A 14,605-nucleotide genomic window follows, 5' to 3' on the forward strand; every position below is an offset into this window, starting at 1 on the left:
TGTTATCTATAAAATGGCCCCAGCATCAATCCCATTGCGGGCGAATCCCGGGGGCATAAGGGAATTTCAGGTTTTTGTAATAGTTCAACGGATGTGCCGGAGGTTCCATCCCCTCCGGGAACTCCCTGCCGGAAAACGTCTGGAAGTACAACATACAGGCATCCTTCCACCACCGCGCTTCCTGCAACTGGATCCCCAGCCGCATCTCCACATCCCGGTAGGCCGCATCGGGTAGCAGGCCCTTCAGCCCCTGCCAGTCCGACAGCATCCCGGACACCGTGTCGATGCCTTCCTGGTACTTCAACCCGAGGCCCTCCCAGAGGGTATGTCCGTCACGCAATTTATAGTCCCAGGGAAGGTGGTGGAACCACAGCAGGAATTCCTCCGGACAGGTAGCCGGGTCCCCGTATCGCTCCGCGAGTTCCGGGGCGTACTGGGCCACTGCATTGCTCCCTGTGGAAGTCCGGTCGAACCCGATACCCAGCGAATCCGCCTGGTGGTAGTATACGGGGTTCCATTCCGGGCGGGAATGTTCGTCCACCCAGGGCCCCGGGCCGTAATGGTGGCTCGAGTCGAATATGTGATGAAGCCCCAGGGGCGTCATATAATTCACGACGGCCTCCCGGGAGCGCATCATCAGGGCCTGTACCCGGCTTACAACCAACGGGTTATTCCCGAAAGTTGCCCGGATCCATTCCTTGGCAATGTCTCCGCTGTCCAGGTTGGGGTCCCAGGCCAGCCTCCCGAAGCCGTACCAGTCGGCCTGCCCGAAAGGGTGGCCCGTCCAGTTGATATCCGTCCCGATATTGGCTACCCCGGCCATCCCGCTCAACGGCTTGTCGTGCAGGCTGCCGTCCACTACCCGGGCCACCGTAGACCCCGGGCCCTCCCTGTACGTATCCGTTTGAAGGACTTCCTCGAACAGCCTGGGGAGGTAAACCAGGTGGGTGGCAAAGCCCAGGTATTCCTTGGTGATCTGGAATTCCGCAAGCATCGGGGTTTCCGGCATCGCCCCGAACAACGGGTGGACGGGCTCCCTGGGCTGGAAGTCGATCGGGCCGTTTTTTACCTGCAGCAAAACGTTTTCGCGAAATTTTCCATCCTCGGGCGCAAACTCCGTATACGCCTGCTTTGCCCGGTCGTCCGGGTCTTCTTCCGAATAGACAAAGGCCCGCCAGATCACATTCCCCCCGTATGGAGCCAGGGCGTCCGCCAACATGTTGGCACCTTCCCGGTGGGAGCGACCGTAATTCTGCGGCCCCGGCTGGCCCTCCGAATTCGCTTTGACCAGGAACCCCCCGAAATCCGGGATTTCGGCGTACAATTCTCCCGCTTTGGCCGCCCACCAGGCAATCACCCGGGGGTCGAGCGGGTCGGCAGTTTCGAGCCCGCCAATCTCCATGGGGGCCGAAAACCGCGCTGTCAGATAAAGCCGGATCCCGTATGGGCGAAAGATATCGGCCAGGGCTTTGGCTTTTCGGATGTACGGTGCCGTAAGTACGAGCGCATTCGAATTCACATTGGTCACCGCCGTGGCGTTGATCCCCACAGAGGCATTCGCCCGGGCGTAATCCGCATACCTGGGGTCCCGCAGCTCCGGGAGCGTATGCCAGTTGAAGATGGAGAAACCCGCATACCCCCGTTCCACTGTCCGGTCCAGGTTGTCCCAATGATTGAGCATCCGCAGTTTCGTCTTCGGCGCGTCCAGCAGGTCTATGCCATCCAGGGGCTGGTGGGTTTGCACCAGCCGGAGGAGCCGGTAGGCCCCATAGAGCAAACCGGCGTCATCTCCGGAGGTTAGCACAAGGTGCTTTTTCTCCCCGGCCCGGACTTGCCGGATCAGGAAACCTTCCGCAGGGATTTCAGGGCGATCCATTATTTCCCGGATAAAGCGGGGCAGCCTGTCCCAGGTGGCAACCAGCAGCAGGCCCGCCTCTGCGGATTTCATTCCCGCAGGCGCTGGCAATGATTCCAGGGGCCGTTCGAGCATGCTGCCGAGGCCTTCCGTCAATTCGCGGTAAACTATTTGCCCGGTAGCTCCCACGGGCTCCATATACATTCCTGTGATGGCTTCCCGATAGGCATCCTTCAGGCGGGCATCGTCCAGCGGCTCGAAATTCAGCCAGAGATCATACCCCCAGGGGATTGGATTCGGCGACGCCACAACGGCCCGGTTCGGTTCCGGCAAACACCTGGCGGTATCGGCCAGGTGCGGTTCCCGCGAATCGCTGGCCCCGGGCTTTGGGAGGACCTGGCCTGAAAACAGGAAAAAAAGGATCAGGAGGGTAAATACCGGAGGTGCCGGTCGGATGCTGGTAAACTTCATAATGGGTTGGGCTGTCAAATTCCGAAATTTAAGGAATTTTTGCTGCAATTATCCCGGAGTCTGCCAGGGGGGATTTATCCACCCAAAACAGGGTCGGCCCCTATTGAAAATTTTGCCCGCGGATTTGGGGAATTCAGATTATATACGGATTTTAACGGGCCCAAAAGCCAAATCGGGGATTCCCCCGGGGAAATAATCAAACACGCCCTGCACAAACAATGTACTGGATTGGATATGATATCGGGAGTTCTTCCGTAAAAGCTGCCCTGGTTTCCGACGCCGATGGTTCCGAAGTGGCCCGGGTCCAGTATCCCAAAAAGGAAATGCCCATTGACTCCCCCCAGCCCGGATGGGGCGAACAGGACCCGGACCTCTGGTGGGAGCAGGTGCGCCTCGCCACAGCAGAACTCCTGAAAATGCCCGGTATCGACCCCAAAGCAATCCGGGGCATCGGAATCTCCTACCAGATGCACGGTCTGGTGGTAGTAGATGCATCCCTGCGTCCGTTGCGCCCTTCGATCATCTGGTGCGACAGCCGCGCGGTGGGGGCCGGGGAAAAACTCCTGGACCTGGCAGGCGAGGAAGCCTGCAGGGAACGCCTGCTGAACGGCCCGGGGAATTTCACCCTGTCCAAACTGGTCTGGGTACGGGACAACCAACCCGACGTATTCAGTCAAATCCATAAAATCATGTTGCCTGGGGATTACATCGCCCTGCGATTCTCCGGGAACGCGACCACTACGGCATCGGGCCTGTCCGAAGGCATTATGTGGGACTTCCGGGACGACCAGCCGGCCGGATGGCTCCTGGAAAAAGCAGGGATTAGCCCGGATTTGCTGCCCGAGATCGTCCCAACTTTCGGCGTCCAGGCGACACTTAGCGAAGCCGGTGCCCGGGAAACCGGGCTGCCCGAGGGGATCCCCATCCTGTACCGGGCCGGGGACCAACCCAACAACGCCCTCTCCCTGGATGTTATGCAGCCCGGGGATGTAGCAGCCACCGGAGGCACGTCCGGGGTAGTCTACGCCGTGACAGATGCCACCCGGACCCGGGAGATGAACCGGGTCAACAATTTTGCCCATGTAAACCACACCCGGAAGGCCCCCCGAATCGGCAAACTCCTCTGTATCAACGGCACGGGCATCCAGTACAGCTGGATGCAGCAGCAAGTATCCCCAAATGCCAGCTACCCGGAGATGAACCAACTGGCCTCCGAAATTCCCGTTGGCTGCCAGGGCCTGCGCATTTACCCGTTCGGCAACGGCGCCGAGCGCATGCTGGGCAATGCCCGGGTGGGGGCGCGGATCCAGGGCCTGAATTTTAACACGCACACCCGGAGCCACCTGTACCGGGCCGCCCTGGAAGGCATTGCCTTTTCGTTTGTCTACGGTATGGAAATTATGGCCGCAGACGGGGTGGGCCTGGGCAGGATAAAAGCCGGGAACGACAACCTGTTCCGGGCCCGGACATTTGCTGAGACCATCGCGACGCTTACGGGCGCCACCATCCAAATGGTGGCCACTACCGGGGCAGTGGGGGCTGCGCGGGCTGCTGCAGTGGCCGCCGGGGCATTCGGCTCCATGTCCGAAGCCACGGCTACCGACAAGGTACAACTGGAATACGCCCCATTGGCTGGCACGGAGCCGTACCGGGAAGCTTATGCCGACTGGAAAAACGAACTGAATAACATCCTAAAACAACACAAACCATGATTACCACCGGAGACAAAGAATACTTCAAAAATATCGGGAAGATCCCATTCGAAGGCAAGGAGTCCGACAATCCCCTGGCCTTTAAATACTACGACGAAAACCAAAAAGTCGGCGACAAGACCATGAAGGAACACTTCCGGTTTGCGGTTTGCTACTGGCATACGTTCACCGGGCTCGGGGCCGATCCATTCGGGGCGCCCACCCAACAATTCCCATGGCTCGAAAATTCAGACCCCGTGCAGCAGGCCAAGGACAAAATGGACGCGGCCTTTGAGTTTATCACCAAGATTGGCGCGCCCTATTACTGTTTTCACGACTACGACCTGATCGCCGAGGGGCCCACCCTGGCCGAATCGGAACGTCGCCTGGACATCATCACGGACTACGCCCGGGAAAAGATGGACGCCTCCGGGGTAAAGTTGCTCTGGGGCACTGCCAATTGCTTCGGCAACCCGCGGTACATGAACGGGGCCGCCACGAACCCGGATTTCAAAGTACTGGCCGCAGCCGGGGCCCAGGTTAAAAACGCCCTGGACGCCACCATCAAACTGGATGGGGAAAATTACGTGTTCTGGGGGGGACGCGAAGGCTATATGTCCCTGCTCAATACGGACATGAAACGGGAACAGGACCACATGGCCAGGTTCCTGCATATGGCCCGCGACTATGCCCGGAAGCAGGGCTTTAAAGGGGTCTTCTTTATCGAGCCGAAGCCCATGGAGCCCACCAAACACCAGTACGATTTTGACTCAGCCACCGTCCTGGCCTTTTTGAGCAAGTACGACCTGCTGGACGACTTTAAGCTGAATATCGAAGTGAACCACGCCACCCTGGCACAGCACACCTTTGAGCACGAATTGCAGGTGGCAGCGGACAACGGCCTGCTGGGCAGTATCGATGCCAATCGGGGCGATTACCAGAACGGCTGGGACACCGACCAGTTCCCGGTAGATGTGTACGAACTTACCCAGGCGATGCTCGTGATCCTCGAAGCCGGGGGCTTCCAGGGAGGAGGCGTGAATTTCGACGCCAAGATCCGCAGGAATTCCACAGACCTGGAAGACATCTTCTATGCCCACATCGGCGGGATGGATGCGTTTGCAAGGGCGCTGCTGGCCGCGCATGCGGTGCGGACCCAATCGGACTTCCTGAAAATGCGGAAGGATCGCTACGCGTCCTTTGACAGCGGGAAGGGTGCCGAATTCGAAGCGGGCAAACTGTCGCTGGAGGACCTCCACAAATTTGCAGGAGCGAACCAGGATATCCCGCGGACGAGCGGCCGGCAGGAACTCTACGAAAACATTATCAACCAATTTATCTGAAAATCCCGGAAAAGGGCTGCACCGGAGGTTTGGAGGCAATCAGTTTCCGGAGCCTCAGGGCATGACATTCTCGGGGATTGCGCTGCGCAGTTTCCGCAGGGCCACCTGCCAAATACGCGGAAGAAGTGAAAGGGCCACGAGGGTCAACCCGGCAGTGGCCAGCACCCAGGTATGCGCCAGGGTTTCGGAAAAATTGAACAGCAACAGGATCATACCGCTTGAGAACGGCAGGGAGCACGCCAGCAGGTTCACGGCAAAACCGTTGTCGAAAGTAGGCTGGGTGCGGGTTTCCGCCTTTTCCCGTTCCGACACCAGGTGCATGTGCGCATAGGGCCAGAAACTGCAGGAGCTTTGCGGAAAAACAATGACGAGCAATGCCAGGGCCGGGGTAAGGGCCGGCAACAGCAGCAACATCAATGACGAGAACAACAGGGCCAACCCGGATCGCCAACTCAGCAGTAAGGCGATCGTGCGCAGATCAGATAAACTCACGCGTACTGCCATCCCGATAAACAGCAACACCAGGGCTACCATCATCACACTGAAACGATTTATGGCAGCGGCTATAAAACCGGGCAGGCTTTCCAGATTCAGCCCTGCGATCAACAAAATAATGGCGGTGCCAATTACGAGGTTGATAGGTTCTCGCACCAATGAGAGGAAAAGTCCCCTCAACTTTTTTGCAACCGGGGCCTTCCGGTCGGTGGGACGTCCCCCCTGGTGGTACCAGTGCATGGCCAGCAGGTAGAGGAGGATCAGCCCGAAAAATTTGTTGCCCACATCCGCCAGGGCCGCCAGGGCAAGGCTCGATTCATCCATGTAGGCCATAATAAACGGGTAACAGGACAACCCGGGCGCCAAAGAGGGCAGCATCAGGGCCAGCGTCCGCCGCTGAGGAGCCCCGTGTCGGGGGGCAAATAGCGGGAGTGCGTACCGCACTGCCAGGAACATCGCCAGGTTAAAGGCCAGTGCCAGGCCCGGCAGGAGGAGCAGGCCGGGTTTGAGTTCCACTTTTAGTAGCGCCAGGAAGATGGTTGCCGGCAGGGCCACATTCAGGATGATCAGTTTGATTCCTTCCAATTGCTGCCGCCCGGCCAGGCGTTTCTGCAGCAACAGGCCGACGCCAACAATCAGCAGCAATTCCAAGGTCCGTTGTAGGGCTGGATCCATATCAGGCGGTTGCGTTGGGGCTATTAAACAAGGGTCTTCCGGACAGCATCCAGGAACAGGTCCATTTCTGCACGCGTACCCATACTCACCCGGCACCAATTCTGGTCCATAAACCGGAATGCCCGTACCCCTACATCCAATGCAGTCATCCTGCTGAGGAATTCACGCCCTTCCATCTCGATAGGGAAAATCATAAAACTCGTGTAGGAAGGAACCGGTTGGTGGCCGAGTTCCTGCAAGGTCTCGAATACATGTTTGCGCACCGAGGAATTCAGGGAGCGGCATTCGGCCAGGAATGCCTCGTCCGACATGCTGGCTGCGGCCGCGGCTATGGACGGGCCGGATATCCCCATCCCGCCTCGGGTAATCGCATTGATCCGTTCCAGGGTTTCGGGCAGGGCCACGGCATATCCCACCCGCAGGCCGGCCATCCCGTGGATTTTTGAAAAGGTGCGGGCTACGATCACATTCTTGCCCTTTGCCACCAGGGAAACCATGGATTGCCGTGCTTCCGGCTCCAAAAAGCCCAGGTAGGCCTCGTCGACAAAAACGGGAACCTGATCAGCGACCCGGTCGCAGAACTTGAGCAAAGCATCGGCCGGCGTGAGGGTTCCCGTAGGATTGTTCGGGTTACAGATATATACCAGGCGGGTCTGCTCGTCTATGGCTGCCTCCATGGCGTCCAGATCGTGCGACCAGTCGGTTTTCAACGGGACGGGCTTCCAGTCCGCCCCGCAGGCTTTGGCCACCTGGATCAGGGACATATAGGAAGGGTCGGCGGAGACCACGTTGCCGCCGTCCCGGAAGAAGACCATGGCGGTTTTCTCCAACAGGTCCGAAGACCCAGGGCCTGTAATGATATTTTCGGGTGCTACCCCTTCGAGTTCCGCAATGGAGTCAATCAGGCCCATGAGATCCCGCCAGGCGTAGCGGTTGCCGTTGGCCGCGGCAGCACCGAGTGCCTCCCGGGCTTTGGCCGACGGGCCGTAGGGGTTTTCGTTGGCATTCAACTTGGCTGCCAGGGCAGTTGGGCGGGGCGCTTTGGGCAGGTATTCCCGGAAGAACGGACTGTAAAGGGCTTCCCCGGCCGGGTTTATCTGCAGTGGGGCGCGGGGCGTTTCACAGAGACCGGAGACCGGGATCATCCCGATCCCACCGGCCGTAAGAACAGTGGTGCGCATCCAGTCCCGGCGGTTGAAGGTACGTGGTTTCATGAGGTTGTGATTAGCGGTTTTGACAGGGTTTTGGTTCGTGCTGATAGGTTAAGTTCCATAAAAATCCGGGGGCCGGCGAAAATTCCTTTCATTTTTACGGGGTTCGGGAAGCGGGCTGCCCGAATTTGTCAAACTGGTAATTTTAGGGGGGTAAAATTCCGCGGTTGGGAATTTGGGCCATCGCCGTTCAGGAGCCTTTGGCCCGGGGCCTCCCCGGTTCGCTTTCCGGCTGGCTTTCCGGTTGGCTTTCCGGTTGGCTTTTCCCTTCGCTTTTTGCCAACGCGTCCTCTTGCTGCCGGAGCGAGAGGCGTTTGGCAGCCGTCTTCATATCGGCATAGCGGGGGTCCGGTATGTAACCCTGCTTCTCCATCCGGAGCACCTCGAGGCTCAGGAACCCGAATTCGCTCACCACCTTGCCATAGGAGCGGTAGATGCCCCGGCCCCGGAAGCGGTACCTGGCCGCCACCGGCGGGAACAGCACCGTGTCGAACACCTCCCCGTACAGGTCTATAAAAGTGGCAAAGTGCATGCGCTTCCCGTTGTGGGTCTTTGTGTTCTTGACCGTCACCAAATACCCGTAGATGTCGATATACCGCCCCATGTATTCCGGGAAATGCCTGCAGCCGTTCCGGTTGGCCGGCGGCTCCTCCAGCAGGTCAAAGGGGCTGCAGAGACAGAAGCCCAGCAATTCCATCTGGGTAAAGGCGGTTTCCAGTTCCGTGCCGTGCAGGCTGGGGATGCGGAACTTTGTCTGCTGGGGCGGAAACAGGCGCGGGTGGTCCGCAACGCCCCCCCTGGAAAGCAGCAGGTGCGCCTTCCATAGCAACCGGTGCTTCTCGGCCCCTGTACTGCGGAAGGCGTCGATACGGACCAGGATGCTGAGTTGCTCGATGGAAATAGGGACCCGGTCCAGGAAATCTTCCAGGTCCGAAAATGCCCCCCCGAGCTGCCGCTGCCTGACAATCCGGTCCATGACCCGGCCCTCCAGTTCCCGCAGGTACATGAGCCCCAGGTAAATGTCGGCCCCTTCGATCCGGTTGGCCACCCCGGAGCGGTTGATACAGGGCGGGTGGACCCGGGCCCCGAGCATCCGCGCCTCGTGTACATAGCATTCCGGCCGGTAGAAGCCACCCCCGTTGTTGAGTACCGCCACCAGGTACTCCAGGGGGAAATACGCCCGCAAGAACAAACTCTGGTAACTCTCCACCGCATAGGAGGCCGAATGCCCCTTGGCAAAGGCATAGCCGGCAAAACTGGCCACCTGCTCCCAGATTTCCGAGATCAGGGATTCGGCGTACCCCTTCCTGCGGCAATTGGCTACAAACGCCGCTTTGACGCGCTCAAACTCCTCGCGCGAGCGGAATTTCCCGCTCATGCCCCGGCGGAGCACATCGGCCTCGCCCAGGCTGAGCCCGGCAAAGTAGTGGGCCACCTTGATCACGTCCTCCTGGTAGACCATCACCCCGTAGGTGTCCGGCATGATGTCCAGCAAAACCGGGTGGGCCTGTTTCACCCGCTCCGGATCCCGGTGGCGCAGGATGTATTCCCGCATCATCCCGCTTTTGGAAACCCCGGGCCGGATGATGGAACTCGCCGCCACCAGCCCCAGGTAGTTGTCCACCTCCAGCTTTTTGAGCAACATGCGCATGGCCGGGGACTCCACGTAAAAGCACCCCATGCACTGGGCAGACCGGATCAGCTCATTGACCGCGGGGTCTTCCTTGATTTTGCGGATATCGTGGATATCCACCCCCCGGGTTGCCTCCGGCTGGTTCTGCCGTGCAATCTCCAGGGCTTCCTTAATCTTGGCCAGGCCGCGCTGGGCCAGGATGTCGAATTTGTAGAGGCCCGCATCTTCGGCAATGACCATGTCGAACTGGGTGGTGGCAAAGCCCTTGGGCGGCAGGTGGGTGGCGGAAAACCAGTGGATCGGCTTCCCTGCGATCAGGATGCCCCCTGCGTGGACGCTCAGGTAATTTGGCATCCCCCGGATCAGCTGTCCGTAGCGGAGCACGAGCCGGGCCACCCCGTCCAGGCGGGAAGACTCGTACGACCCGTCGCAGAGCTGGTCGATCTCCGCCTTGGGCAGCCCGAATACCTTCCCGAGTTCGCGGATAATCCCCCGTTCCCGGAAAGTCACGTACGTCCCCAGCAGGGCCACGTGCTGAAAGCGGTCAAAGATATACCGGGTAATCGCTTCCCGGTCCCTCCAGGAAAAGTCGATATCGAAATCCGGGGGGTTTGTGCGGAACAGGTTGATGAACCGTTCAAAATACAGGTCCAGCTCAATGGGGTCCACATCCGTGATGCGCAGCAGGTAGGCGACGATGCTGTTGGCCCCGCTCCCCCGCCCCACGTAGAAAAACCCCCGGCGGCGGGCTTCGCTGACAATGTCCCAGTTGATCAGGAAATAGGAGACAAACCCCTTGGCCCGGATCAGTTCGAGCTCCTTGGCCAGCCGCTTTCGGATCTGCGGGCCGGGGGCGCTGTACCGGTAAGGCATGCCCTCCTCGCAGAGCCGCTCCAGCAACGCCTCGTCCTCCTCCCGGCTGCCCGTGTAGGTGTCCAGGTTCTGGGGCTGGCGGTTTTCCGAGAAATCGAAGTGGATGCTGCAGCTTTCCATCAGCGCCCGGGTATTCTCCAGGATAAAGGCGTACTCGGCAAATACCTCGGCCAGGTTGGGCAACGCATACATACAGTCTTCCGGATGGGCCTGTTCGGACTCCGGCAGCTTGCTCAGCAGCGCGTTGTTGTCGATGGCCCGGAGCAGCCGGTGCGCGTTAAAATCCCGTTTGTTGCGGAAGGTGACGGGTTGCAGCACCACCAGCCGGTCCCGGCGTTCGACCAGGTGGGAGAAAGGCAGCCTTCTTAAGTCCCGGACCGAGATGCCGATGTATTCGTGGGGTGCAAAATCCCCGAGTTCTGCCAGCAGCACCCGCTCAAAGGGGTAGATGACCACCGCGTCCGAAAAGGCCGGCGCCCGCTCCGGGAGCGGGCGTTTTCCGTGCAGGTGGTCCGAGAGGAAGGCATTGAGTTCCATGTAGCCCCGGTTGTTCTTCGCCAACCCGACAAAGCAGGATTCCACCCCGTTCCGAAAATCGATGCCCAGCAGGGGCCGCACCCCGAACTCCGGTGCCCGACGCACAAAATTCAACCCCGCCGAGGTGTTGTTTATATCCGTCAGCGCCAGGCAGGACACCCCGTTTTCCCGGGCGAGTTCCAGCAGGTCCACCTCGGAAAAGGTGCCGTAGCGGAGGCTGTAGTATGTATGGCAGTTCAAATACATGTTTCAAATTCCAAATCACGGGCTGGCTCCCGAATCCCCATCTTCAAATCTTCAAATCGGCAAATCTTCAAATCAACTACTGTTTCCGATGCGCCAGCACCGTCGGCGGCTGCCCGTTAAACGGGTTCTGCATCCGGCCGATGGTCCGGGCCCCCATCCCCGAGGCCCGCAGGACGCTCTTGTCCCCGAAGCGCTCCCGGATGCGGTCCATGGCCGCGTACAAATTCAGGGCTTCCTGGGTGTCGTCGAACAGGTCGATCTGGTAATTCCCCGGCACCAGGTGGCTGAAACGGACCCCGATCAGGCGCACCAAAAGCCGCCGGTCGTAGAGCCTTTCGAACAGGTCCATCACCCGGGGGATCAGGATGTGGTCTGCAGAGGTATACGGGATGCGCAGCTGCCGGGAATACGTGTTGAAGTCCGAATACCGCAGCTTGACCGTGACGCAGGCGGTGAGCTTGCCGCCCCGCCGGAGCTGGAAGGCCAGGTTCTCGGTCATGGCGGTGAGGATGCCGCGCAGGCGCACCACGTCGATGGTGTCCCGGTCGAAGGTGCGCTCGGTGGAAATCGACTTCCGCTCGCAGAAGGGGATGACCGGGCGGTTGTCGATACCGTTGGCGCGCTTCCAGATGACCGTGCCATTGGCGCCCAGCACCCGCTGCACCACATCGAGGGGCATTTCCTGCAGGGTCCGGACCTGCCGCAGCCCGAGGTTGCGGAGCGTCTGGTAGGTCTTGTCCCCCACCATCGGGATCTTCTTGATGGACAGGGGGGCCAGGAAAGGCTTCTCGTACCCGAAATCGATCTTGAGCTGGTTGTTGGGCTTCGCCTCCCCCGTGGCCACCTTGGACACTACCTTGTTCACCGAAAGCCCGAAGGAAATGGGCAGGCCGGATTCCCGGATGATGCGCTGCCGGAGTTCGGAGGCATAGCGGTAGCAACCAAAAAACCGGTCCATGCCGGACAGGTCCGCGTAGAACTCGTCGATACTCGACTTTTCGAACAGGGGCACCTGTTCCCTGATGATGTCCGTGACCTCGTCCGAGTGTTTGCTGTAGGTACCCGCATTGCCCCGGATGATCACCGCCTCCGGGCAGAGTTCCCGGGCCATCCGCATGGGCATGCCCGAATGCACCCCGTACCCCCGGGTCTCGTAGCTGCAGGCCGCCACCACGCCCCGGTCGCTGAGCCCGCCCACCAGGATCGGCTTGTTTTTCAGGCGACTGTCCAGCTTGCGTTCCACCGAGACAAAAAAGGTGTCCAGGTCCAGGTGTAGAATGGTTTTTTGCATAGCGTTTCTCAAAAAAAGAGGGAAGCTAATTTATGGATATTTTCCGTTTTTATGGAATTATTCCAAAGTATATATTGTTAAAAATGCCGGGGCGCTGCAGGGCGGGGGGTTAGGTTTAGGGCCCGTAAAATGAATAGTACATTTTTAACATATAGCATAAAAAAGCGAAAACGCCAATAAAAACGGGCGTTTCGAGCGAAAACGGGCATCAGCCCAGGAAAATTGAATCGTACATTCTGCTTGAATACCTTTGAATCCGCTCTGAGCATCCCAAAGGAAACCCCCTTCATTCCCCCCATCCGTTGAATTTCGGGGCCTCAAAAGGTCTTATTTCGCCGCAAAATTAACCCTGTTTTGTTTCTTTCAATGACTGCCCTATTGGTACTATTCAATTTACATTTTTGGATAGGGCAGTCAATAGGGCAGTCAATAGGGCAGTCAAATCCGTGTTTGAAAAGTGTTAAAACGACCCCCCTTATTTCTTAAAATGGGGGGTAAAATGCAGCGAAAAGTGTTAAAACGACCCCCCTTATTTCATAAGGAAATGTTAAAGAAATGAAGTATTGAAAAATCTCGTCACTGATTATCAGTTAGTTACGATTTTCGACAGATATGAGAGTGTGGAGATTTGTATTTTGTCGTGTACGATTTGTACTGACCTGTACGATTTGGCGGGTATGATTTCCCCGCGATTTTGATTCACATTTTCCTTACCTGGCTGGAGCTTTGATAACCAGATACCCATTTACCAGGAAAACCATAGAAATATTATGGTTTTTATAGCATGAAAAGATGCTAGAATACCTCACTTTTGTTAATATCCCTGTGAATACCTTCCCCCAATTCACTCATGCAGGGATATATCGTTGTTCTAATTTTGGGTAAACACCTAAAAATTAGCACAATGAAACGTATCAGTTCCAAAATTGGTTTAGTTATTGCCCTGGTAGTAATGGGCTTGGCAGCTACGGCTTGCGAAAAATCAACAGACAGCGAGTATGAAATCCGAGGAGTCGACAAAACAAAAATCGAACGACCTGGAGACCAGGGAGGAGACGGTGTTGACAAAGAGAAGGTGGAGCGACCCGGTAGCCAGGGCGGTAATTAGCCTGATCGGTAGTGTGGTGGTAGTCTTGTCGGGGATCATGCTTATCTCCGACAAGATACTTCCCGATGATTTCACCTTGGACAACACGCATGGCTTTAAAGACACTCAAACCTACATCTGGGTACTTACCCAAACCCTTTCCCCTATTTTCCTACTGATTGCAGCCCAATTAAGAGCTTATCGAGTCAGTTATATCGTTCCTTTCTACATGTATTTCATCCAGATCTATTGGATATACGATCCGGGGCTCAGGTGGGATGACTGGCTTTTACACATCTATGCGGCGGGAGCCACTATTTTGGCCACCTTAGTAGCCGCCCTGCTACATTACTACCTCTATAAATCACGAATTGCTCGAAACGACCGGATGACATTACTGGAAAACTTGGTCGAAGCCGCCTTTAAAATCAAGAGAGACAATGACACCGATTGACCGGCTTATTTTGACCATCAAGGAAGCCAATCGTAGATACGATGATGGCGAAATCACCAGTGCGGAGCTCCAGGCTATAAGCGGAGAGGTCAGTAAGGAATTTGAACGCCTGGAGAGAGAAGAGTATGGAGGTAACGAAATCCTCCAGCAGATATTACCCCTGCTTTCCTAGGAATTTCCCTGTAGTTTTTGCTGAGTCTTCGCCAGGGCATTGCTGAGCTCTGCCTTCTTTAGCGTGTTGTAGATGTACTCCAGGCGCTCCCGATCTGCTTTCTTTAAAACCCCTTCGCGCAACAGTTCACGCATATCCTCCATTTCCTTGCGGAGTTCGCTATTGGTGACCTTGGCGATTTCTTCAACCAATTTGGTTACAGCATCAAATACTCGGACTTCGGGGCCGTCGGGTTTCACCCCTTCCAAATTGAACTCAAGCGCAGATGGCCTTTTGATATGTGAGTATTGCTCACTTGTCATATCCTGGAGAAGTAAATCATCCAGGCTTACTCCCAAAATATGGGCAATTTCAATGGTAAGGTTCTGATCTGGAATGCTTTTTCGGTTTACGTACGCGCCAATACTGGTACGATCCTTCCCAATTTTTTCTGCCAACCACCCTTGCGTCTTCCCCTTTGATTTCAGGAGATAGCGAAGATTATCCGCGAAATAGTTGTTAAAATTCACTTTTTAAGGCTTAGTTGGCTTGCGAATGTGAATATTATTCACTTCTTTTGTTAATCAATGCA

General features: G+C 57.1%; 10 protein-coding genes. 4 read left to right on the forward strand and 6 right to left on the reverse strand.

Going from position 1 to position 14,605, the window contains the following annotated elements:
- Positions 1-25 precede the first annotated feature (25 nt).
- A complete protein-coding gene (locus AC3DKS_RS03915) occupies positions 26-2,326 on the reverse strand; it encodes an alpha-glucuronidase family glycosyl hydrolase (RefSeq protein WP_272606723.1) in 2,301 nt (766 codons plus the stop codon).
- A gap of 218 nt (positions 2,327-2,544) precedes the next feature.
- On the opposite strand from AC3DKS_RS03915, the gene AC3DKS_RS03920 reads away from it, so the two are divergent.
- Entirely contained in the window at positions 2,545-4,038 is a 1,494-nt protein-coding gene (locus AC3DKS_RS03920) for a xylulokinase (RefSeq protein WP_012813830.1), read from the forward strand.
- A complete protein-coding gene (gene xylA / locus AC3DKS_RS03925; protein ID WP_272606724.1) occupies positions 4,035-5,360 on the forward strand; it encodes a xylose isomerase in 1,326 nt (441 codons plus the stop codon). Before AC3DKS_RS03920 ends, xylA begins: the two co-directional genes overlap by 4 nt.
- 54 nt (positions 5,361-5,414) lie before the next feature.
- Here the strand turns inward: xylA and AC3DKS_RS03930 are convergent, their stop codons facing one another.
- From AC3DKS_RS03930 to dinB, 4 genes are all read right to left on the reverse strand, one after another.
- Entirely contained in the window at positions 5,415-6,530 is a 1,116-nt protein-coding gene (locus AC3DKS_RS03930; protein WP_272606725.1) for an AEC family transporter, read from the reverse strand.
- A gap of 23 nt (positions 6,531-6,553) precedes the next feature.
- Positions 6,554-7,744 (reverse strand): pyridoxal phosphate-dependent aminotransferase, encoded by a 1,191-nt coding sequence (locus AC3DKS_RS03935; RefSeq protein ID WP_272606726.1) that lies wholly within the window; start codon positions 7,742-7,744, stop codon positions 6,554-6,556.
- Between the two features lie 187 nt (positions 7,745-7,931).
- On the reverse strand, positions 7,932-11,030 hold the full coding sequence (locus tag AC3DKS_RS03940) for a DNA polymerase III subunit alpha (RefSeq protein WP_272606727.1): 3,099 nt from the start codon (positions 11,028-11,030) through the stop codon (positions 7,932-7,934).
- A 76-nt stretch (positions 11,031-11,106) separates the two neighbouring features.
- Positions 11,107-12,321, reverse strand: coding sequence for a DNA polymerase IV (dinB, locus tag AC3DKS_RS03945; protein ID WP_272606728.1), 1,215 nt, complete (start codon positions 12,319-12,321; stop codon positions 11,107-11,109).
- A 998-nt stretch (positions 12,322-13,319) separates the two neighbouring features.
- On the opposite strand from dinB, the gene AC3DKS_RS03950 reads away from it, so the two are divergent.
- Both AC3DKS_RS03950 and AC3DKS_RS03955 read left to right on the forward strand, forming a co-directional pair.
- Complete coding sequence (locus AC3DKS_RS03950) at positions 13,320-13,862, forward strand: hypothetical protein (RefSeq protein ID WP_474730746.1); 543 nt, start codon at positions 13,320-13,322, stop codon at positions 13,860-13,862.
- Positions 13,849-14,034, forward strand: a complete 186-nt coding sequence (locus AC3DKS_RS03955) for a hypothetical protein (protein ID WP_474730749.1) — start codon at positions 13,849-13,851, stop codon at positions 14,032-14,034. Before AC3DKS_RS03950 ends, AC3DKS_RS03955 begins: the two co-directional genes overlap by 14 nt.
- Here the strand turns inward: AC3DKS_RS03955 and AC3DKS_RS03960 are convergent.
- Positions 14,031-14,543 carry a helix-turn-helix transcriptional regulator gene (locus tag AC3DKS_RS03960; protein WP_474730752.1) on the reverse strand — a complete coding sequence of 171 codons (513 nt, stop codon included), beginning with the start codon at positions 14,541-14,543 and terminating at the stop codon, positions 14,031-14,033. The genes AC3DKS_RS03955 and AC3DKS_RS03960 overlap by 4 nt on opposite strands.
- Positions 14,544-14,605: the final 62 nt, after the last annotated feature.

This window comes from Robiginitalea sp. (assembly GCF_982776155.1).